General features: G+C 62.5%; 20 protein-coding genes. 9 read left to right on the top strand and 11 right to left on the bottom strand.

What is annotated here, in order from left to right:
* The first annotated feature begins 5 nt into the window (after positions 1–5).
* Positions 6–566, top strand: coding sequence for a hypothetical protein (locus tag BUC24_RS13510; protein ID WP_073216781.1), 561 nt, complete (start codon positions 6–8; stop codon positions 564–566).
* Between the two features lie 99 nt (positions 567–665).
* Positions 666–1013 (top strand): hypothetical protein, encoded by a 348-nt coding sequence (locus BUC24_RS13505; RefSeq protein WP_073216779.1) that lies wholly within the window; start codon positions 666–668, stop codon positions 1011–1013.
* 48 nt (positions 1014–1061) lie between these two features.
* Here BUC24_RS13505 and BUC24_RS13500 read toward each other — a convergent pair whose 3' ends face one another.
* Entirely contained in the window at positions 1062–1910 is an 849-nt protein-coding gene (locus BUC24_RS13500) for a universal stress protein (protein WP_073216776.1), read from the bottom strand.
* Positions 1911–2046: 136 nt separating this feature from the next.
* Between BUC24_RS13500 and phbB the strand changes: the two genes are divergently transcribed.
* A complete protein-coding gene (gene phbB, locus BUC24_RS13495; RefSeq protein ID WP_073216773.1) occupies positions 2047–2793 on the top strand; it encodes an acetoacetyl-CoA reductase in 747 nt (248 codons plus the stop codon).
* Here phbB and BUC24_RS13490 read toward each other — a convergent pair.
* The 7 genes from BUC24_RS13490 to BUC24_RS13460 all read right to left on the bottom strand — a co-directional run bounded on the left by BUC24_RS13490 (position 2790) and on the right by BUC24_RS13460 (position 8264).
* Positions 2790–3140 (bottom strand): TraR/DksA family transcriptional regulator, encoded by a 351-nt coding sequence (locus tag BUC24_RS13490; protein WP_073220057.1) that lies wholly within the window; start codon positions 3138–3140, stop codon positions 2790–2792. The two genes, phbB and BUC24_RS13490, sit on opposite strands and share 4 nt — an antisense overlap.
* Before the next feature lie 130 nt (positions 3141–3270).
* Complete coding sequence (locus BUC24_RS13485) at positions 3271–3717, bottom strand: hypothetical protein (protein ID WP_073216770.1); 447 nt, start codon at positions 3715–3717, stop codon at positions 3271–3273.
* 22 nt (positions 3718–3739) lie between these two features.
* Positions 3740–4591 carry a hypothetical protein gene (locus BUC24_RS13480; RefSeq protein ID WP_073216767.1) on the bottom strand — a complete coding sequence of 284 codons (852 nt, stop codon included), beginning with the start codon at positions 4589–4591 and terminating at the stop codon, positions 3740–3742.
* 82 nt (positions 4592–4673) lie between these two features.
* Positions 4674–5453, bottom strand: coding sequence for a hydroxypyruvate isomerase (gene hyi / locus BUC24_RS13475; protein ID WP_073216764.1), 780 nt, complete (start codon positions 5451–5453; stop codon positions 4674–4676).
* 8 nt (positions 5454–5461) lie between these two features.
* Positions 5462–6742 carry an MFS transporter gene (locus tag BUC24_RS13470; protein ID WP_073216762.1) on the bottom strand — a complete coding sequence of 427 codons (1281 nt, stop codon included), beginning with the start codon at positions 6740–6742 and terminating at the stop codon, positions 5462–5464.
* A gap of 7 nt (positions 6743–6749) precedes the next feature.
* The gene (locus tag BUC24_RS13465; RefSeq protein ID WP_073216759.1) at positions 6750–7199 is read right to left on the bottom strand and encodes a MarR family winged helix-turn-helix transcriptional regulator; all 450 of its coding nucleotides are present in this window, start codon (positions 7197–7199) and stop codon (positions 6750–6752) included.
* A 117-nt stretch (positions 7200–7316) separates the two neighbouring features.
* A complete protein-coding gene (locus BUC24_RS13460) occupies positions 7317–8264 on the bottom strand; it encodes a PEP-CTERM sorting domain-containing protein (RefSeq protein ID WP_073216756.1) in 948 nt (315 codons plus the stop codon).
* Between the two features lie 287 nt (positions 8265–8551).
* Here BUC24_RS13460 and BUC24_RS13455 point away from each other — a divergent pair, with 287 nt between their 5' ends.
* Complete coding sequence (locus BUC24_RS13455; RefSeq protein WP_073216753.1) at positions 8552–8920, top strand: LexA family protein; 369 nt, start codon at positions 8552–8554, stop codon at positions 8918–8920.
* Positions 8921–8983: 63 nt separating this feature from the next.
* On the opposite strand, the gene BUC24_RS13450 is transcribed toward BUC24_RS13455, so the two are convergent.
* Positions 8984–10369: a DEAD/DEAH box helicase gene (locus BUC24_RS13450; RefSeq protein WP_073216749.1), complete on the bottom strand. Its 1386-nt coding sequence runs from the start codon at positions 10367–10369 to the stop codon at positions 8984–8986.
* A gap of 218 nt (positions 10370–10587) precedes the next feature.
* Positions 10588–11367: an inositol monophosphatase family protein gene (locus BUC24_RS13445; RefSeq protein WP_073216746.1), complete on the bottom strand. Its 780-nt coding sequence runs from the start codon at positions 11365–11367 to the stop codon at positions 10588–10590.
* Between the two features lie 154 nt (positions 11368–11521).
* Between BUC24_RS13445 and BUC24_RS13440 the strand changes: the two genes are divergently transcribed.
* The gene (locus BUC24_RS13440) at positions 11522–12289 is read left to right on the top strand and encodes an RNA methyltransferase (protein WP_073216743.1); all 768 of its coding nucleotides are present in this window, start codon (positions 11522–11524) and stop codon (positions 12287–12289) included.
* Positions 12290–12434: 145 nt separating this feature from the next.
* Here BUC24_RS13440 and BUC24_RS13435 read toward each other — a convergent pair whose 3' ends face one another.
* Positions 12435–13133, bottom strand: a complete 699-nt coding sequence (locus BUC24_RS13435; protein WP_073216740.1) for a DUF8198 family protein — start codon at positions 13131–13133, stop codon at positions 12435–12437.
* Between the two features lie 105 nt (positions 13134–13238).
* On the opposite strand from BUC24_RS13435, the gene BUC24_RS13430 reads away from it, so the two are divergent.
* From BUC24_RS13430 to BUC24_RS13415, 4 genes are all read left to right on the top strand, one after another.
* A complete protein-coding gene (locus tag BUC24_RS13430; protein WP_073216738.1) occupies positions 13239–13763 on the top strand; it encodes a twin-arginine translocation signal domain-containing protein in 525 nt (174 codons plus the stop codon).
* On the top strand, positions 13760–15388 hold the full coding sequence (locus BUC24_RS13425) for a GMC family oxidoreductase (RefSeq protein ID WP_073216734.1): 1629 nt from the start codon (positions 13760–13762) through the stop codon (positions 15386–15388). Before BUC24_RS13430 ends, BUC24_RS13425 begins: the two co-directional genes overlap by 4 nt.
* On the top strand, positions 15388–16311 hold the full coding sequence (locus BUC24_RS13420) for an esterase/lipase family protein (RefSeq protein ID WP_073216732.1): 924 nt from the start codon (positions 15388–15390) through the stop codon (positions 16309–16311). Before BUC24_RS13425 ends, BUC24_RS13420 begins: the two co-directional genes overlap by 1 nt.
* Before the next feature lie 118 nt (positions 16312–16429).
* On the top strand, positions 16430–20134 hold the full coding sequence (locus BUC24_RS13415) for an EAL domain-containing protein (RefSeq protein WP_229448203.1): 3705 nt from the start codon (positions 16430–16432) through the stop codon (positions 20132–20134).
* Positions 20135–20267: the final 133 nt, after the last annotated feature.

The following is a 20267-nucleotide window of genomic DNA, read 5'->3' as shown; positions in this document are numbered from 1 at the left end:
TGAGCATGTCGACTATCGTAGCAGGACACTTTCAACTTCAGGACCAGGTCGAGCACGCGCGCAATGAGCTCATGCGTGCAGGCTTTCCGGAAGAGCGCATAAGCGCCTTTTACCTGAATCAGCCCGGTCAGCACGACCTGACCGCTATTGGCGGCGACCATGTGCTCTCGCCTGGTGCCAAAGAATCACCTGAAGGCGTGGCGCAGGGCGCCGCAGCCGGGGGCGCTGTCGGCGCCGCCATTGGCGCGGCCACGGCCGTGGTCACCGGGCCGGCCGGCCCCATCGTTGGTGGCCTGGTGGGTGCGCATGTGGGTTCGCTGTACTCGCTGTCCAAAATGAAGGATGCAGGCGAGGGCGAAGACGGCGGGCACGGCGAGAACCAGTACGAACCACGCAAGGCCGGCATGGTCGTGGCGGTGGCCTTCGATTTGCCGGAAGAAGAGGAACGTGCGCTGGAAGTGCTGCACCGCCTGGGCTCCGACCATATCGAGCGCGCGCACGGCACGATCGAAAACGGCGACTGGACCGATTTTAATCCGCTCAGCTTGCCTGTCCTGATCCACTGAGCCACCAGGGCCGGTACGCATCCAAAAACGCTTCCCCGGAAGCGTTTTTTTTCGGTAGTATGGGCAGATACTTGCACGTATTGACAGGAGGATGCCTCCATGACACAGGCCTGGGTCACTCTCACCGGTGTGGATGGGCGCGATCTTGCGGCGCCCAGCGAAGCGCAGCTGGCCGCGGTCCTGGCCCAGTTGTATGCGCGCCGTCCCCGACCCGATACCGAACCTGCCAGCGCGGCTCTGCGCTTTGGCTACGACGACGGCCTGATGTATGTGGCCGAAATTTCCAGCGATGGCAAATTGCGCTTTGAAGAGTGGTCGGACCGCGACTGCGAGCTGGCGCTGGCGGCCCCGCGCCAGATGCGGGCCAGTCTGGCACAGGCGCGCGAAGTCTGGGCCATGATGGCGCGCCGCCAGGTGTCGCGTATCCGCGAGCTGCCGTGGCAGTAAGCAACGCGCCGCCGTTTGGCGTACCCCGACGGCAATCCAGACCTTATATTAGTGCACCATCAGTACCGGCAAGGTGGCCGCCTCCAGCACGGTGCGCGTGACGCCGCCCAGCATCGCTTCTCGGAAACGCGAATGGCCGTACGCACCCATCACCAGCAAGTCGGCTTTTTCCGCCGCGGCCTTGGCCAACAAACTTTCTCCCACGTCGTTCTTACGGCTAAGCAGTCGATGGTGCGCCAGCGGCTGCACCGTGAGCTGCGCATCGATGCCATGGCGCTGCAGCCAGGGCCGCGGATCGGCAATCATGGCGTCAGCCACGGCTTGCGGGTTGCTTGCCGACTCGACCAGCACAATCTTGACCTGGCGCGCCTGGCGCAGCAGTGGCAGTGCCAGCTGCAAGGCACGGGCCGCCTCCCGGCCGCCATCCCATGCGACCAGAATATGATCGCAGGCGGCAGCCGGGGCCGGCGGCACCACCAGGACCGGGCGGCCGGAATGCACAATCACATGCGGCGCCAGGTCAGCCAGCGCGGGCCACTCCGGATCACTTTGGCCGACAATGGCCAGGTCGGCCGCGCGTGCATGCAGGCACATGCCTTCGGCCTGATCGTCGTCAATCAGGCGGGCGTCAAACTCGCCCAGCTGAGCCGCTTCGCACTGGCTCACAAAGGCGGCCAGGGCCGTGCGCGCCTGGTCGCGCATCATGTCCAGATGCAGGGCCAGGGTCGGATCGTCCTGTTCCGGCGGCAAGCGCTGGTACAGATGGCGCGAGATGCCAGTGGGTGCGGCGCCGCTCAGATGCGCACCGCAGTCGCGCGCCAGGCGCATGGCGAAGGCGATGCGGGCGGCAGCGTGGGCGCTGCCATCGACATGCACCAAGAGTGTCCGGTAAGCCATAACGCCTCCTGTCATCCTGATCGTGATAGCCCTCATGTTAAACCAGTCGGGCAAAAATTTGATATTGCTCAATGTTACGTGTGTTAGCCGCTCCTAGACTTGGGCTCGGACTCAACAACATGACAGGGATGCTGCAATGGACAATCAAAAAGTAGCGCTCGTAACCGGTGGCATGGGTGGCCTCGGCACCGCGATTTGCCGCCGTCTGCACGACGCCGGTTTCAAGGTGGCCGCCACCTATTCGCCCGGTAACGCGGCCCCGGAAGGCTGGCTCAGCGCGCAGCGCGACGACGGTTATCGTTTTCGTGGCTACAAGGTCGACGTGGCCGATTATGCCGACACCGAATGGATGATGCAGCGCTTGTTGGCCGACATGGGCCGCATCGACGTGCTGGTCAACAACGCTGGCATCACGCGCGACCGCAGCCTGACGAAAATGTCGCAGGCCGACTGGTCGGAAGTGATGGGCACCAATATCGATAGCGTGTTCAATCTGTGCAAGCAAGCCATCGACCCGATGATGGCGCAGCGCTGGGGTCGCATCATCAATATTTCATCGGTCAACGGGCAAAAGGGCGCCTTTGGGCAAGCCAATTACGCCGCTGCCAAGGCGGCCATGCACGGCTTCACCAAGGCCGCCGCGCTGGAGCTGGCGCGGCACGGCATTACCGTCAACACGGTCTCGCCCGGGTATCTGCGCACGAAGATGGTGGAGCAAGTGCCGGAAGATATTATGCGTAGCAAAATCCTGCCGCAAATTCCCATCGGGCGCCTGGGCGAACCGGCCGAGGTGGCAGGCTTGATTGCCTATCTGTCCTCGGAAGAAGCCGCGTTTGTAACGGGCGCCAACATTGCTATTAATGGCGGCCAGCACATGTGCTAACGCTTTTCCGCGCGCGTCTGGCAGGTGATGCACAGACGCGCTTCGGGGCGTGCCTGCAGGCGCGAAAAGCCGATGGGATTGCCGCATTCTTCACACTCGCCATAACTGCCGTCGTCAAACTTGGCCAGCGCGTGACGGATGGTGCGCAGCTGGCTGACGTTGTGGCCAGCCGCTTCCAGCGCGAGGTCGTTCAGCAGGCGCACCGTGGCCTTGTCGGCCGGGGACGTTTCCACTTCGGAAACGGGCAGATCGCGCCCGCAGGCGAGCGCCATGTCGCTTTGGCCGAGCAACTCGTCGCGGCGCTGTTCCAGTTGCGATCGAAGGAGCGCAAGCTGCGCTTGGTTCATGCCTTGCTCCAGGGAGAAGTGGTCGGACGCCAGATGCACTGACGTTGCCAGTGTAGCGCGTTCGACCGGCACTGAACATGGGCGCACGCTTGCCTGCGCGCCCAGCTTGCGTCGTCTCAGAGTGGGGAACTTATTCGGTCGCCTTCACCACTTTTACCTGCGTGCTCAGGCGTTCAATCGCCGCCACGATCGGCACCGGGTTGGCGGTGGCAACCGCGCCCGCCAGACGCAGCAAGGCACCGGCCAGGCCTGCCACGGCTGCTATGCGGTCGATCTTGCGGATCTTTTCGGTGGCATCCATGGTCAGCTGGATCAAGGCTTGCTGTGACACGGCCAGAGCCTGCACCACGTAGCTTGCCGCTTCCGCATACAGACCATTGGCACGCTGGCGCAGCAGAATTTCATCTTCCAGCAGGGCGCGCGCGATCGCCTGGTCCTGCTCGCTGACGGGCCCGCCGTTGTGCGAGCCAATGTCGTTCATCACGCGCTTGTGGATGGCGTCGGCTGCCAGCGACATCTGGTCGGCCAGTGCTTCGATCTGGGCCGCGCTGCCAAGGCCGGGGGACGGGGAACTCATGGCGCTCTCCTTGTATGCAACGTTAATCGCTGAGCAGGTTCTTGTGGATCAGATACAGGTCGCGGGTGTAGTCGGCCAGCTTGTGGCGCAATTCTTCGCTCGGCAAATTGTTCAGGTTTTCGCGCATCTTCTGGTGGCCCAGCGCGACCTTGGTCAAGCCCTGCAAGGCAATGTCGTAGCGCCGGTCGAGGGCCTTGTATTCATGCTGCTTGTCCATGTAGTGCACCTTGGCCATGGTGACCAGCATGCGGTCCTGGGCCTTGCCGGAAAAAGGGATTTCGACATCGAAAATGCCAAGCACCGTCTTTTTTTCGTTGTCGTGGGTTTTACTGTAGAGGCGGGTGAGCGTCATCATGGCATCGAGCAGTACCCGCACGTGAGCGTCGCCATCGCGCACCATGGTTTCCACGCTGCGATTCTGGAAGCCGGAGGCAATCACGCGGGTGAGCAGGCGCGTCATGCCGGTGTAGGCGAGCACATGTTTTTGCTCCAGCCCGCTGCCAGCCAGTGCCTTGATGCCATTGCCCATGTCATCGAGCTGGGGCGTGAGGTCGTAGCGGGCGTCGCCGGCAAGCACGCTCAGCGTTTGCATGTAGAGCACCAGCACTTTCTGGGCGCTGACGAAATCGTCGTACACGGCGCGCCGCTTGGCATCGTTTTCGCGCGCCAGACGGTCGGCAGCAGGAGAGAGGTAGGGTTGTTCGCGCAGGTAGGTGTCGCGGTAGCGCTTGGACAGCTCGCCGTACGCGCCCAGCTTGGCCGAGGCGTCGGCAAATTCGCGCACTTCGTACAGGCTGACATTGCTGGACGCGCAACCCGTGAGCACGGTGGCGGCCAGAAGGAAGAGTGCGGCAAGTGATCGGCAGGATTTCATGGGACCCCTTAAGGCAAACGCTGAAAGGTTCGCCATAAGTTCCCATTTTTGCCCCACTAAGGTGGTGACATTTTGCTCAAGCTCAAGTCAGCAGTGCGCGGCGCCAGGCCAAGCCGGCCGCGGTGTCGCCCTGCGGCAGGTATTCACAGCCAATCCAGCCTTCGTAGCCAAGCTGGTCGATCAGGCGGAACAGGGCGGCGTAGTCGATCACGCCGCTGCCTGGCTCGTGCCGGCCCGGACTGTCAGCCAGCTGCATGTGACGAATTTGCGGCAGGTGGCGCTTGATGCCGCCGGCCAGATCTTCGCCCATGCGCTGCATATGGTAGATGTCGTATTGCAGATACAGATTCGACGCGCCTACTTCGGCAATGACGCCGGCGGCCTGCGCGCTGCTGGTCAAGAAATAGCCTGGCATGTCAAAGGTATTGATCGGCTCGATCAGCAGGGTCATGCCATGTGCGTCCAGGCACTCGGCTGCATAGCGCAAATTGGCAACGTAAGTCTGGTGCGCCAGGTTAAGGTCGGCGCCCGGGCCGGGAATCCCCGCCAGGCAATGCAGCTGGCGCACGCCCAGCGGCACAGCGTAGGCGAGCGCCTGCGCCACGCTGTCCTGGAATTCACCAGTGCGCTGGGGGGCGCACGCAAGCCCGCGTTCTCCCGCAGCCCAGTCGCCAGCCGGCAAGTTGTGCAATACCAGGCTAAGACGGTTGGCGCCAAGCCGCTCGGCAATTTCCTCCACCGTCCAGGCATAGGGAAAAAGGAACTCGACTGCCTCGAAGCCATTGCCGCGGGCTGCGGCAAAGCGTTCGAGGAAAGGCAGTTCATTGAACATCAGAGTGAGGTTGGCGGCGAACTTGGGCATGGCACATGTTAATCGATTGCCGTGCCATGGGTGATGCGCGGCATCGGCGTGAACAGGAAGGCGACGCTCGCCGCCGCCAGCAGGAAGGCGCCGGCGCCAATGAACAAACCGGTCAGCGACAGCCAGGCCAGCAGGGCGCCCGTGATAGCAGCCGCCAGCGGCGCCAGTCCCATGAAAATGAACATGAAAATGCTCATGGCACGGCCCAGCATGGCGCGTGGCACGCGCTGTTGAATCCAGCTGAACACGGCGACCTGGATAAAGCCTGTGAGCAGCCCGAGCAGCAGCATGAAAGCGCCCGCCTGCCAGGTGCTGCGAATCACCGCCATGCCCATCAGCAGGGCGCCGGCAATGGCGTCGACCACCAGAATGGTGCTGCCGAAGCTGGCCATGCGCACCCATTTCAACTTGGCGCTGGCGCCGCTGATGCCCATGCCCAGCAGCGAGCCAGCGCCGTGCAGTCCCATGATCAGGCCCAGGGCAGCAGCGCCGCCCAGGCGTGATTCGGCCAGGACTGGCAGTGCCACCTGCATGGTGCCGCCCACAATGAAGGCGCACAGTGCCCAGTACATGATGCACACGCGCAGCGACATGTCGCGCCAGACCATGGTCAGGCCGGCGCCAATGGCTTGCCAGACACCTTCGGCTGCCGCCTGTGGTGGCGCAGCGTGGGTGCGGACCTTGTTCAATGTCCATGCCGACACCACGAAGCTGATGCAGTCGAACGCGAAGGCAATGCCGATGCCGTGCGCCGCGCCCGGCTGGCCGCTGCTGCCATCGCCCCACAGGGCAAACACCAGGGCCGCCAGCAGGGGGCCGGACAGCATGGTCAGCTGACGCATGCCCATCATCACGCCGTTGGCCATGGGCAGTTGCGCCGGCGCGACGACGTGTGGCAGCATCGAGGTACCCGATGGAATCGCAAAGGCCGAGGCCAGGCCCAGGCCGAAGGCCAGCACATAAATGGCGGGCATGCTGACCTGGCCGGCAAAGACCAGGGCAGTCAGAATGGCCAGCAGGATTGCGTTGGCGAACTTGCTCAGCATCAGGACTGACTTGGGCGAGTAGCGGTCCACCAGGGCGCCGCCCACCAGGATGAAGAGGGCGCGCGGAATGCTCATCAGTGCGATCACCAGGCCCAGCTGCAAGGCATTGCCGGTGGTGGTCAGGACCAGCCAGGGCAGGGCAATCAGGGTGAACTGGTCACCCAGGGCGGAGATCAGCCCGCCAGCCATCAGCCAGCGGAAGTTCGGTTCGCGCAGCAAGACTGCGCGTTCAGGCGTTTGCATGATGGCCTCAGCTGTTGGTGGAATGCATGCCGGCGATGTCGCCCAGGGTGGCCGACATGCTGGACACTAATTCCGGCGCCAGTCCGCGGATGGCTTCGCGGCTGATCAGGTCGACCACGTCCGTGGCGTTGACCACCAGTTCGTGGCCGGCGGGCGTGATGACGGCAAATCCGACACGGGCGTCGCGCGGATCGGACTGGCGCGTGACCAGGCCGATTTTCTCCAGTGGCAGCAGGGTGCGGGTGACGCCGGACGCAGTCAGGCCCACCCGTTCGGCCAGATCGACGCGGCGAATCCGCCCGCCCGGCGCGCGCGCAATATGATTCAACAATTGGAAATCGCTGAAGCTGATGCCGTGGTGGCTGCCCAGGCCGCTGTCGAAACGGCGCACCAGGACGGCATAGGCGCGCGCCAGGCGCAGACAAAATTCAGTCGAGGTAGTCAGTGCTTCATCCATGATTGATCCTTAAGTAATTCGTTAGTAATGCTTGATTACTCAAGTATATGTCGTGAAAAGATGCGCAGTCAAGCACTTTATGTCGCCCTCGAGAATGCGAGGGCGACACTCGTTTGTCTAGCGTGGGCGGCGCAGCCAGCCCAGTGCCCCTAAAGAAAGGAGCAGCAGGGCGAGACTGCCGGGCTCGGGCACGTTGTTGCTGACGCGAATAGGATCGGCGAGCGGATCGGCCAGGTCCAGGCCCTGCGTACCTGCTACAAACACCCCGTTCTCCATCTGGCCCAGTGTGGCGGTAAAGGTGTGCGAGGCGTCGATCTCGGCCCCGTACTTGGCCCAGATGCCAAACCAGGCATCGATGTAGTAGGTGCGCCCGGCGACCATGGTGAAGTCCATGGTCCAGTCGAGCGCGCTGCCGGTGCCGGTTTCAAAACTCGTGCTGCCGCTGCTCAGGTAGTCAGGAAGGGTACTGGCGATGCTGTCAAAGAACGGCCGTGTGGTCACGCCCGTATCGACATCAAAGCTGACTGTATCGAGCGAAAATACATGGATCGAGGCCGAAATCATGGAGGCCGCCGAGGTCAGCGCGGCAAAAAAATCGGCCTGGGTACCCACGCTGGTGCCGCTAAAATCGAGGTGCCCGGCAACGGTGCGCGTTGCCGAGCCGGTGCCATCCCAGGTGAAGCTTTGCATCGCTTCAACCTGGCTTGATGCGCGCGCGTAACTGGCGGTGCTGAAGGTGGCCTGACGCAAAATCAGGGTGCCTGGCGTGCCCGACGCATCGACCGAGCCGCGTGTATTGGTGGCGAGCGGGTGCAAGGTGCCGGCAGCGGCCGTCAGGCCGCCGAAATTGCTGTCGTAGCGCTGGTCGACGATGGTGTTCTGGAAGGTGCTGGTGTTGTCGTCGCACAGGCTGGGCGTGGGCGTGCCCGCGAGGCGTTCGGCTTCGGTGCGGCAATCGCGCACATAGGTACTGACGTGGGCGCCGTTGGCAATGGGCGTCGCAAAGGCAGGGCTGGCGGCCAGGTTCAGGGCGAGGAGGAGAAAAGCAAGGCGGCTCGATTGCATGGAGGTCCTTCACGTAGTCATTCTGCCGAAATTGACAGAGCGCAAACAGGAACGCAGGGATCGTGCCAAGTCCAATAAATCAAGGACTTAGCGCTTCCGCACCGAGGGAAATGTAAGGCTGCCCGACAACAGAAAAGAGCCAGCGAAAATCCTCCCCATTTCGCCGCGAACTGGCTATACTGTATATTCATACAGTACTTCTTTCGATCATGTCAGAACTGGCAATTTCCCTATCCGAGCGTGGCGTAGGCCAACAACCGAGTCCCTTAAACCTGGCGCCCAAGTCCATGCGCTTCTGGCTCATGGCGCACAAAATTGCCACCGGCTTTGGCACGGCCGTACCGGACCAGCAGGCCGCCATCAGCCAGGACAACACAGGCGCCTTTTTGTTTGCGGTCACCGATCACAGCATGGAAGACGCGGGCATCGTGCAAGGTGACAAGGTGGTTGTGGACCGCTCGGTCGCTCCGGAACACGGGCGCCTGGTCATCGCGCTGGTGCAGGGCGAATACACACTCAAACGTCTGTTCTACTTCAACGGCGCCCTTGAACTGCGCGCCGAAAACGCCGCCCAGGCGCCGTGGCGCATGCCGGTGGACGCGCAGGTACAGCTCTGGGGCGTGGTGGTGGGCGTGATTCGCAACTACGCCAACTGAAGCAGCAATAAAAAAGCGCCGGCGGACTGAACCGGCGGCGCCTTTGAAGCGAATGGAAACGGCTTAGCGGCCGCGGCCACCCGAACGGTGCGGCGGCGCTTGGCGCGGGCCACGGCTGTTGCCGCCGCCGCCGCCTGCATTGCCACCGCCACCGCCACCGCCGGCGCTGCGTGGCTTGGCGGCATTGCGGTTACCGCTGCCCACCTTGACCACTTGGCCGCCACCCGAGCGTCCGCCACGGCCGCCATGCCCTGGGGCACCGCTGCGCAGCTGGATTGCTTGTGGGCGTGCGTTCGGATCTGGCTCGAAGCCCGGAATGACCTGACGCGGCAGGGTTTGCTTGATCAGCTTTTCAATATCCTTGAGCATGTCATGTTCGTCCACGCACACCAGCGATACAGCTTCGCCGGTGGCGCCGGCGCGGCCGGTCCGGCCAATGCGGTGCACATAGTCTTCAGGAATGTTTGGCAGATCGTAATTCACCACGTGCGGCAGCTGGTCGATGTCGATACCGCGCGCGGCGATGTCGGTGGCGACCAGCACTTGCAGCGTGCCATCCTTGAATTCGGACAGCGCACGGGTACGGGCAGTCTGGCTCTTGTTGCCATGGATGGCCAGGGCGCCAATGCCGTCGGCGCCCAGCTGTTCCACCAGCTTGTTGGCGCCGTGCTTGGTGCGCGTGAACACCAGCACCTGGGTCCATTTGTTGGACTTGATCAGGTGGGCCAGCATCGGGTGCTTCTTGTCGCGGTCAACCGGGTGGATCTTCTGCGCGATCACTTCCACGGTCGAATTGCGGCGTGCCACTTCGATCATGGCTGGCTTGTTCAGCAGGCCGTCGGCCAGGGCCTTGATCTCTTCCGAGAAGGTCGCCGAGAACAGCAGGTTCTGACGCTTGGCAGGCAGGGCAGCGAGCACTTTCTTGATGTCGCGGATGAAGCCCATGTCGAGCATGCGGTCAGCTTCGTCCAGGATCAGGATTTCAATCTTGGACAGATCGACGGTGCGCTGTTCCATATGGTCCAGCAGGCGGCCCGGGGTGGCGACCAGAATGTCGACGCCATGCTTGAGCTGCTTGATTTGCGGGTTGATGCCCACGCCGCCGAAGATCACAGCCGAATTGAGCTGGGTGTACTTGCCGTACACGCGCACGCTTTCCTCGACTTGGGCCGCCAGTTCGCGAGTCGGGGTCAGGATCAGGCAGCGCACCGCGCGGGTCGAGGTCTTGCTGGTGAGCGCGGCGCCGACCGGATCGGTCGACAGGCGGTTCAGGATCGGCAGCGTGAAACCGGCGGTCTTGCCGGTACCGGTCTGTGCGCCTGCCAGCAAATCGCCGCCGGCCAGCACGGCAGGAATTGCCTGGGTCTGGATCGGGGTCGGGACGGTGTAACCGTGTTCGGTCACAGCGCGAACGATGGCATCGGACAGGCCGAGTTTAGAAAAGGACATGTTAACTTTATGGTGGAGATCGGCCCGTCGCTCGCTTTCAGGAGCGCCAGTCGCAGGCAATCAATTTTAGAAAACCGCGGTGGCAAAGGCACTGGAATCGGTGCCACCGGGAATTGCAGCATAACAACAGCGAGTCTAAACGAATTTAGTTGTGCTGTGGAAATTTAGAGGGTGGGCGGGAACACAATCGTGTTCCCGGTCAATCGCTTGCGGGTATTTTACGCGAAAGGCGACAGCAGCGTGACCATCTGGCCAAACACCTTCGGGCTGGCGGCAATGATGTCACCCTTGTACAGGTACTCGGATTCGCCGTTGAACTCGCCGCAAATGCCGCCGGCTTCCGTTACCAGCAAGGCGCCGGCAGCGATATCCCATGGCTTGAGGCCTTTTTCGTAGAAACCGTCGCTGCGCCCGGCAGCCACATTGGCCAGGTCCAGCGCGGCCGAACCGGCGGTGCGGATGGCCTGGCAACGTTCGGCCATGACGCCGTACATCTTGATGTAGTCGGCCAGCGCTTTCGGGCCGGCTGCGTGGCCGCTGGAAAGCAGGCAGTTGGAGATGCGGTCGTGCTTGGTGACGCGGATACGCTTGTCGTTCAGATAGGCGCCGGCGCCCTTGGTGGCGGTGAACAAATCGTTACGCACAGGGTCATAGATGACAGCCTGGGTGATGATGCCGCGCTGGGACAGGGCAATCGATACGCAATAGTTAGGGTAGCCGTGCATGAAGTTGGTGGTGCCATCGATCGGGTCGATGATCCACGCGAATTCACTCTCGTCGTTCAGGTTTTTGGATGCACCCGATTCCTCGGCCAGAATGGCATGGTCGGGGTAGGCTTTGAGCAGGGTCTCGATGATGGCCTGTTCCGCTGCCTGGTCCACATCGGTCACGAAATCGTTATGTTGTTTTTCAGTAACAACAACACGATCGACATCGAACGAAGCGCGCTGGATGACGGTGGCGGCGCGGCGAGCAGCTTTGATCGCCGTATTGAGCATTGGGTGCATTGTATTTTCCGTTAAAAGAACGCTAACGCCCACGGCGGCCCCATGGTCGCAGCGAACGGTAGTGAACAAGAATGAATTAAAGAGCGAAGCGGCGTCGAAAGGTTAAAATTGCATCCTTTCACGCCGCGCGATAGCGCTATTTTAAATGAATCTGCCCGAAACACCGACTTCTGTTTTCAAACGCCTGCGTTTTGTCCTGGTCGAGACCAGCCGCGCCGGCAATATCGGGGCCGCTGCACGGGCCATGAAAACAATGGGTTTTTCGGATCTGGTACTGGTCAATCCGCGCTTTCCGGACGCGCTGGCCGACCCCGAGGCAGTGGCCTTTGCCAGCGGCGCGCAGGACGTGCTGGAAGGCGCGCGCATTGTCGGCAGCATGGCCGAGGCGCTGGAAGGCATCAATTTTGCGGCCGCCGTGTCGGCGCGTTTGCGCGAATTTTCGCCGCCTGTCTGGATGCCGCGCGAATTTGCCGGGCATGTGGCGGGGCAGGGCGAATTGTCTGCCGCGCTCATTTTTGGCAACGAGCGTTTCGGGCTGCCCAATCAGATCGTCGAACAGTGCAATGTGCTGATTAACATTCCGGCCAATCCTGATTATTCGTCGCTCAATCTGGCGCAGGCGCTGCAGGTGCTCGCGTATGAGTGCCGGGTGGCCGATGGCGTGGTGGCGCCGGCCAGTGCGGTGGGCTTTCATGGGGACGCGGCCAGTCTGGAGCAGATCGAGGGGATGTATGCGCACCTGGAGCAAGCGCTGGTGGCGATTGATTTTCTTGACGCGGATAATCCGAAAAAGCTCATGCCGCGTCTGAAGCGGCTTTTTTCGCGGACCCAGCTCGAGACCGAGGAAGTCAATATTCTGCGCGGGATAGCGCGGCATATATTAAAAAGCCGCCAAGAGCCGACTACAAAATAAGAGCACGCACTACAGAATAAGAGCACCCAATACAGAATAAGAGCCCCCCTACATCGCCCTCGCGGAGGCGGGGGCCCATACCATCTGGACCGAATCCGGGAACGTGGCATGGGCCCCCGCCTTCGCGAGGGCGATGTGGTGGGACTTAATAAACGTCGAACGGATCCTTGCGTCCCGCGTAGATCTTTTCCATCACGCGCCGTTCCCTGCCCACGATAGTCTCCACAAACGCAGCCGGCTTCTTCATCTTTTTAAACGTCCTGAACCCCGTATCCAGAAACTCGTGCAGGTCGCCCAGCCGCGCCAGCATGGCCGGCCCGCGCATAATCGTCAGCGTCACGGACAGCAGGGGAATGTTCACCAGCTCGCACAGCGAGTCGCCCAGCTCCTGCACCAGGTCGAGCTGGCGCGCCCGGTCCTCGTGCGTGGTGGCGGTGCGGTAGGCCGCAACATACTTGGCCTCATCGAACTCGGTGCCCAGCACGCGCGCCATGGCGGTGTCCAGCCGCTCGGACAGCGCGTCCAGCACAATGGCCTCGGTAATGGTGTGCAGCGACTCGTACGACAGCATTTTCTGCAGGGTGGGAATGATGCGTTCCAGGTCGACGTCGCGCTGCGACAGGTCGTGCGCGCCGTACAGCTCCTCCAGGAAGAACAGGGCGGCATCGTGCGTGTTCGGATTGGCCAGCAGGTCAGCATGGGTTTCCGCCAGGCGGCCCGACTGATAGCGTTTGAGCGCGGTGCGCGCAGCCTGCAGCGCAGGCTCGCCCTTGGCACTGGCCCGCTCGGCCGCTACCAGCTTGAGTTGCTGTTCCAGCTTCTGGACAAGAAGTTCTTTCTTCATGCCCCACTTTGTACCAGAAACCTCTAGACGGATCACTCTAGTTTCCACGTAAATCCGGCTACCCCTTTGGCGTACACTACAAAAAAAATACATGGAATCAGAGACATGGGGACAAACCGCAGGACGTTTTTGAAAGTCGGCGCGCTGGGCGCGCTGGCACTGGCCGCCGGTGGCGGCATTTACCGCTACACCCATCCACCCGGCCCGCAGCAGCGCTTTGTGCTCGACGGCGAAGCCAAGGCCGCCATCGACGCCATCATCCCGGCCATGCTGGCGGGGGCGCTGCCGCCCGATGCGGCCGCGCGCAGCGCGGCCATTGCCGCCACTACCGGGCGCGTACACCAGGCCATTCTGGGGCTGCCGCTGAACGCGCAAAAGGAAGTCCAGGATCTGTTTGGCCTGCTGGCCCTGTCCCCAGCGAGGCGCGTACTGACGGGCGTATCCGGCGGCTGGGCCAATGCCCGTCCGGAGCAGGTCAGCGCCTTCTTGCAGGAGTGGCGCTTTCACAGCCTGGCCATGCTGCAGGGCGCTTACCATGCGCTGCATGACCTGATCATCGGCAGCTGGTATGCCGATCCGTCCAGCTGGGAGTCGATTGGCTACCCCGGCCCGATGAAGGAGCTCGCATGAGCAACCCGAATATGATCCCCGACCCGATTCTGGCCGGCCTGGCCGGCGGCTGGAAGGTCATCGATGGCGCTACCCTGGCCGAGGACCGTACGCTTGAGGCGGACGTGGTCATTGTGGGCAGCGGTGCCGGCGGCGGCGTAAGTGCTGAGATCCTGTCCCGCTCCGGTCTGAAGGTGCTGATCGTGGAAGAGGGCGCACTCAAGTCCTCGAAAGACTTCAAGATGCGCGAGGCCGAGGCCTACCCCTCGCTGTACCAGGAATCTGCCGCGCGCAAAACCGCAGACAAGGCCATCAACATCCTGCAAGGGCGCACGGTCGGCGGCTCCACCACGGTCAACTGGACTTCCAGCTTTCGCACGCCCACGCCCACCCTGGACTACTGGCATAAGCACTACGGCTTGAAGGACTACACGCCCGAGGCGCTGGCGCCCTGGTTCCTGATGATGGAGCAGCGCCTGAATGTGTCCACCTGGCTCACGCCGCCCAACGAAAACAATGACCTGCTCAAACGCGGCGCGGCCAAGCTGGGTATTCCCGCTGCCGCCATCATGCGAAATGTAAAGGGCTGCTGGAACCTCGGCTACTGCGGCATGGGCTGCCCGACCAATGCCAAGCAGTCGATGCTGGTGACGACCATCCCCGCTGCGCTCGACCAGGGTGCCACGCTGGTCACGCACGCACGCGCCGAGCACCTCGTATTCAAGGGCGACAAGGTCGACAGCCTGGTTTGCAGTGCCCTCGACGCTGGCGGCATTGTCGCCAGTGGCCGCCGCCTGACGCTGCGCGCGCGCCACTTTGTCATCGCTGGTGGCGCCATCAACTCGCCAGCGCTGCTGCTGCGCTCCAAGGCCCCCGATCCACACGGCTTGCTGGGCAAGCGCACCTTTCTGCATCCCACCGTGATCTCGGCGGCCATGTTCACGCAGCGCGTTGATGGTTTTGCCGGTGCGCCGCAGACCATCTATTCCGACCATTTCATGGAAACCCAGGCCATCGATGGCCCGATTGGCTACAAGCTCGAAGCGCCGCCGCTGCATCCGCTGCTGTTGTCGACCACCATGGCCGGCTACGGCGCAGCGCATGCCGAAACCATGCGCCAGTTCCCCCACGTGCACGCCTTGCTGGCGTTGCTGCGCGACGGTTTTCACGAGCAGTCGCCCGGCGGCAGCGTGGGGCTGGCCGCCAACGGCGCGCCGGTGCTGGACTATCCGATCAGCCGCTTCGTGTGGGATGGCGTCAAGCGCGCCCACCTGACCATGGCCGAGATCCAGTTTGCGGCCGGTGCCAAAACCGTGCAGCCGGTACATGAACAGGCCGCGCCATATGCCAGCTGGCTTGATGCGCGCAAGGCCATCGAAACGCTCAGTTACGAGCCGCATATTACGCGCGTGGTGTCGGCGCACGTGATGGGCGGCTGCACCATGTCGGACGATGTGCGCCTTGGCGTGGTCAGTTCGAAAGGACGCTATCACGGCATCACCAATCTGTCGGTGCACGACGGGTCGCTGTTCCCGACCTCGATCGGCGCCAACCCGCAGTTGTCGATTTATGGCATCACGGCGCGCCTTGCCAGCCTGCTGGCCCAGGACCTGACAGGCAAACCGGCCGCGCGCCTGGTGGCCTGATGACGGCGCGGGTATTGCTGCGCTGGGTGCTGCTGCTGCAGGCGGGAGCGGTGGCCGGCGTGGCCAGCCTGGCGCACGGCGCCGGTCTTACCTGGCCCCTGGCGCTGCTGGCGGCGCTGGGCGTGCTGTTGCTGGTGCGCATGCTCATCACGGCCAATAACTTTTTGCTCACGCGCGGCCATTCCAGCCCCACGCCTGACGACTTCCTGCTCGCGCCGCCCGCGCGCCTGCGTCTGTTTGCTGAAGAATTCATGGCCACCATGCTGCAATCGTCCTGGTTCATGACGCGTGCGTCCGCGCGCGAAACGCTGTATCCGGACGCGCTTGGTGTGCCGGTGCTGTTGTTGCACGGATACGGTTGCAACAGTGGCTATTGGGCGCATCTGACGCCGCTTCTCGATGCGCGCCGTATCAGCCACGCCACGCTGGACCTGGAACCCTTGATGGGCGCGATTGACGATTACGTCCCCATGGTGGCCGCGGCGGTCGACAGCCTGTGCGCCAAAAGTGGGGCGCCGGCCGTGGTGATTGTGGCGCACAGCATGGGCGGGCTGGTGGCGCGCGCCTATCTGCGCGAGCATGGTGCGGGACGGCTGCGCCACGTGTTTACCCTGGGCACGCCGCACCATGGCACCAGTCTGGCACAGATGGGAGTGGGTAAAAACGCCGCCCAGATGCAGCGCCGGGGCGAGGCCATGAGCGACTGGCTGCAAGGCTTGTCCAGGTCCGAAACCCCCGAATTGCGGGGCTTGATCACGTCTTTTTACACCCACCACGACAATATCGTCGCGCCGCAGACATCGAGCGTTTTACCCGATGCGCATAACATCGCCTTCGGCGGTGTTGGCCATGTGGCAATGGGGCGCAACCCCCGTGTTCTTGAACGTTTAATGCAAGAAATTGCAAAGCTGTTCACTCACTAAATATTGTTTAGCATCATCTTCCTCAGGCGTGATACAGTCGAAGAGAGTGCGCTGTCATAGACAAGCGTCATTCAAACTCATCATGATCATTGCGGCAAATCAGGACGGGAGTGGAATCGTGTCTGCACGAATTCTCATTATTGAAGACAACCCCACAAACATGGAATTGATGGTGTACCTGCTGACGGCGTTCGGCTATACCCCATTGATGGCAATTGACGGCGTCAGCGGCGTCGAAACCGCCCGACAGACGATCCCCGATCTGATCATTTCTGATATTCATCTGCCCAAGCTCGACGGCTATGGAGTCGTATCGGCGCTGAAGCAGGACCCTGCGCTGCGCCACATTCCCGTTCTGGCCGTCACGGCACTGGCCATGGTGGGCGACCGTGAACGCCTGCTTGCAGCCGGATTCGACGGCTATGTTGGCAAACCCATTGAGCCGGACACCTTTGTGGCCGAACTTGAAAGTTTTTTGCCGGGGGCGCAGACCGGGGAGCTCCCCTCCGAGGCAACTGACCCGGTGTCAGAGGCCATGCCGGAGACGCGCCGCGCCACGATCCTGATCGTGGACGACCATGTGCTCAATCGCGAGTTCCTCATTACCCTGCTGGGCTACGGCGGTCACCGCCTGATCGAAGCGGCGGACGGCGTTGAAGGCTTGAAGGTGGTCAAGCGCGAACAGCCCGACCTGGTCATCTCCGACATCCTGATGCCCAATATGGACGGCTACGAGTTTGTCACCGCGCTGCACGCGGACCCCGAGACGACCCACGTACCTGTCATTTTTTATACCGCCACCTATCGCGAACGCGAGGCCAACCGCATGGCCGAGGCCTGCGGTGTGCGCTGGGTGCTGCCGAAACCGTCCGATCCCGACGTGATTTTGCGCGCCGTGCACGAGGCGCTGGGCATGAACGAGCCGGCGCGCCTGCCCGAGTTTGCCAATGCGGCCTCGGACGCGAACCGCATGTTTGTGATCGACCACACGGTGGCCGAGTATCTCGACGAAGTCGAGTCGTCCACCCATCTGCTCTCGCGCATGGCCAACGATGGCGACACGCCACGGCCGTCGTACGACCTGGCGCAGATGACGGACCGGCTGGCCAGTTCTTTATCGAGCCTGCAGGCGGTGAGTCTGCGTCTGACCTCGCTCATCGAGCTGGGCATCGACCTGGGCGCCGAACGCGACCCCGCGGCGCTGATCGAAATTGGCTGCCGCGTGGCGCAAAACATCTGCGTGTCCAAGTACGCCTGCATCGGCGTGCTGGAAGAGGGCGCCGATGAACTCAGCTACTTCTCCTCGTGCGGCGACAACCGCCAGGCGCGGGTGGTGGCCGCAACCCCGCGCGTGGGTGTGCTGAACACGCTGATGGAAAAACGCCAGCCGCAGCGCATCGACGGCCTCAATGGCGACGCGCGCGCGATCGGCCTGCCGCATGGCCACCCACCAGTGCATTCCTTCCTCGGCGTGCCGATTGCCTCGCGTGAGCGCGTGCACGGCTGGCTGTACCTGGTTGACAAGCTTGGCGGCAGCAGCTTCTCCGAGGTCGATGAGCGGGTCGCGGTCACAGTCAGCGCGCAGATCGCGGTGGCCTACGAAAACCTGCTGCTGTACGAAGAAATCAAGCGCCATCATGCGCAGCTGACCGCCGACATGACGGCCCGCATCCGCCTGGATGAAGACTTGCGCCGCTTCCGCGCTGCCATGGACGCAACGGCCGACGCCATTTTCCTGATCGACCGCTCGGCCATGTGCTTTGTCGACGTCAACGCCACGGCCTGCCGCATGCTGGGCTTCGAGCGCGACGACTTCATGGCGCTGGGCACCCAGAATGTCGAAGGCACTGACCTGGAACGGCTCAAGGATCTGTATGAGCGCCTGCTGGCAGGCGACCAGTCCGGCGCCATGGCCGAACTGGAAGTGCAGCGCCGCGACGGCTCACGCGTAGCGGTGGAAGTACAGCGCCGCACTTTGCGCTCGGGTGCCAGCTGGGTGCTGGTGGCCGTGGCACGCGACATCACCGAACGTAAGGAAGCCGAAAGCCGCCTGCTGCGCCTGGCCCACTTTGATACCCTGACCGGACTGCCGAACCGCAGTCAGTTCTATTCGGCCCTGACACGCTCGCTCGAGCAGGCTGCCGAACACCACTGGTCGGTTGGGGTGCTGTTCCTTGACGTTGACCGCTTCAAGAACATCAACGACACGCTGGGCCACCCCTGCGGCGACGAACTGCTGCGCCAGTTTGCCGGCCGCCTGGTCGACAGCTTGCGTGTGCGCGACACCATTGGCCGCTTTGGCGGCGACGAATTTGCCGCCATCCTGATGCTGCCCGAAGGGCCGCAGTCGGCGCTGGCCGTGGTGGACAAGATCCGCGAAGCGCTGCGCCGGCCGTTCGACCTGGACGGCCACGAAGTGACCACCACCGCCAGCATCGGCATCACCATTTACCCCGACGACGGACTCGATGCCGATACCCTGATCAAGTACGCCGATACGGCCATGTACCGCGCCAAAGAGGCCGGGCGCGATGCGTTCCGCTTCTTTACGGCGGAAATGAACGCGCAATCGCTGGCGCGGCTGGACCTGGAAAATGCGCTCCGCCGCGCCATCGACAACCGCGAGTTTGTGCTGTACCTGCAGCCCAAAGTGCATATCGGTTCGGGCCGCATCAGCGGCGCAGAAGCGCTGATCCGCTGGAAGCGGCCGGGCCACGGCATGGTGTCGCCGGCGCTGTTCATCCCGGTGCTGGAAGAGACCGGGCTGATTGTGCCGGTGGGTACCTGGGTACTGAATGAAGCGTGCCGCATGATCAGCAAATGGGGCAAGTCCAAGACAGGGCCGGTGCATCTGTCGGTCAACGTCTCGGGCGTGCAGTTCTTCCTCGGTGGACTGGAAGAAGAGGTGCTCAATGCGATCAAGGTGCACGAAATTGCGCCTGAACTGCTGGAACTGGAGCTGACTGAAAGCTCGCTGATGTCCAATGCCGAAGACACCATCACGGTGCTGCGCAACCTCAAAGCACTGGGCATCAAGATCTCCATTGACGATTTTGGCACCGGTTATTCGAGCCTGGCCTATCTTAAGCGCTTCCCGATTGATAAGCTCAAGATCGATATTGCCTTCGTGCGCGAAGTGACCAGCAACCCGGACGACGCGGCCATCGTCCTGGCGATCATCAACATGGCGCACAGCCTGAAGCTGCAAGTGATCGCCGAGGGTGTGGAGCGCGACGCGCAGCTGGCCTACCTGCGCCGCCATGGCTGCGACGAGATGCAGGGCTACTACTTCAGTAAGCCGGTGCCGGAACTGGAGTTCGAAGCCATGCTCCACGAGGGCAAAGCCCTGGCAGCGCCGGTGGAAGATGGTCTGGTCGACCAGCAAACGCTGCTCATCGTCGACGACGATGCGTTCATGCTCGACGTGCTGTCGGACTTTTTGGCGCAGGATGGCTACCGCATCCTGACCGCGCAGACGGCGGCCGAGGGCTTCGATATTTTGGCGCGTAACAAGGTGCACGTGATCCTGTGCGACCAATGCATGCCGCTCATGAGCGGAACCGAGTTCATGGAACGGGTGAAGAACCTGTGTCCGGATACTTTCCGCATCATGCTGTCGGCGTATGCCGATCTGACGCCGATCATGGCCGCCATTAATCATGGCGCGATTGACCGGTTCTATACCAAACCATGGAAAGGGGCGGTCCTGCGCGAAAATATCCGCGAAGGCTTCCGTTTGCACAGCCAGTTGCATGGCAATGGCAGCAGCCAGGGGCGTGGCAAGGTGCCAGCGCAAGGGCAGGAGCAAGACGCGCTGCAGTGATACATCGTCCTCGCGAAGGCGGGGACCCATTCCATGTCAAACAACTTCGGGAACGTGGAATGGGTCCCCGCCTTCGCGAGGACGATGTTTTGGGGTCCTGTATCAAATCGATTATCATTCGATCCTGAAGCTG

The sequence above is a fragment of the Massilia sp. CF038 genome (genome assembly GCF_900129765.1).
GTDB lineage: Bacteria > Pseudomonadota > Gammaproteobacteria > Burkholderiales > Burkholderiaceae_D > Telluria_A.
This window is presented reverse-complemented; position numbering and strand designations above follow the sequence as displayed.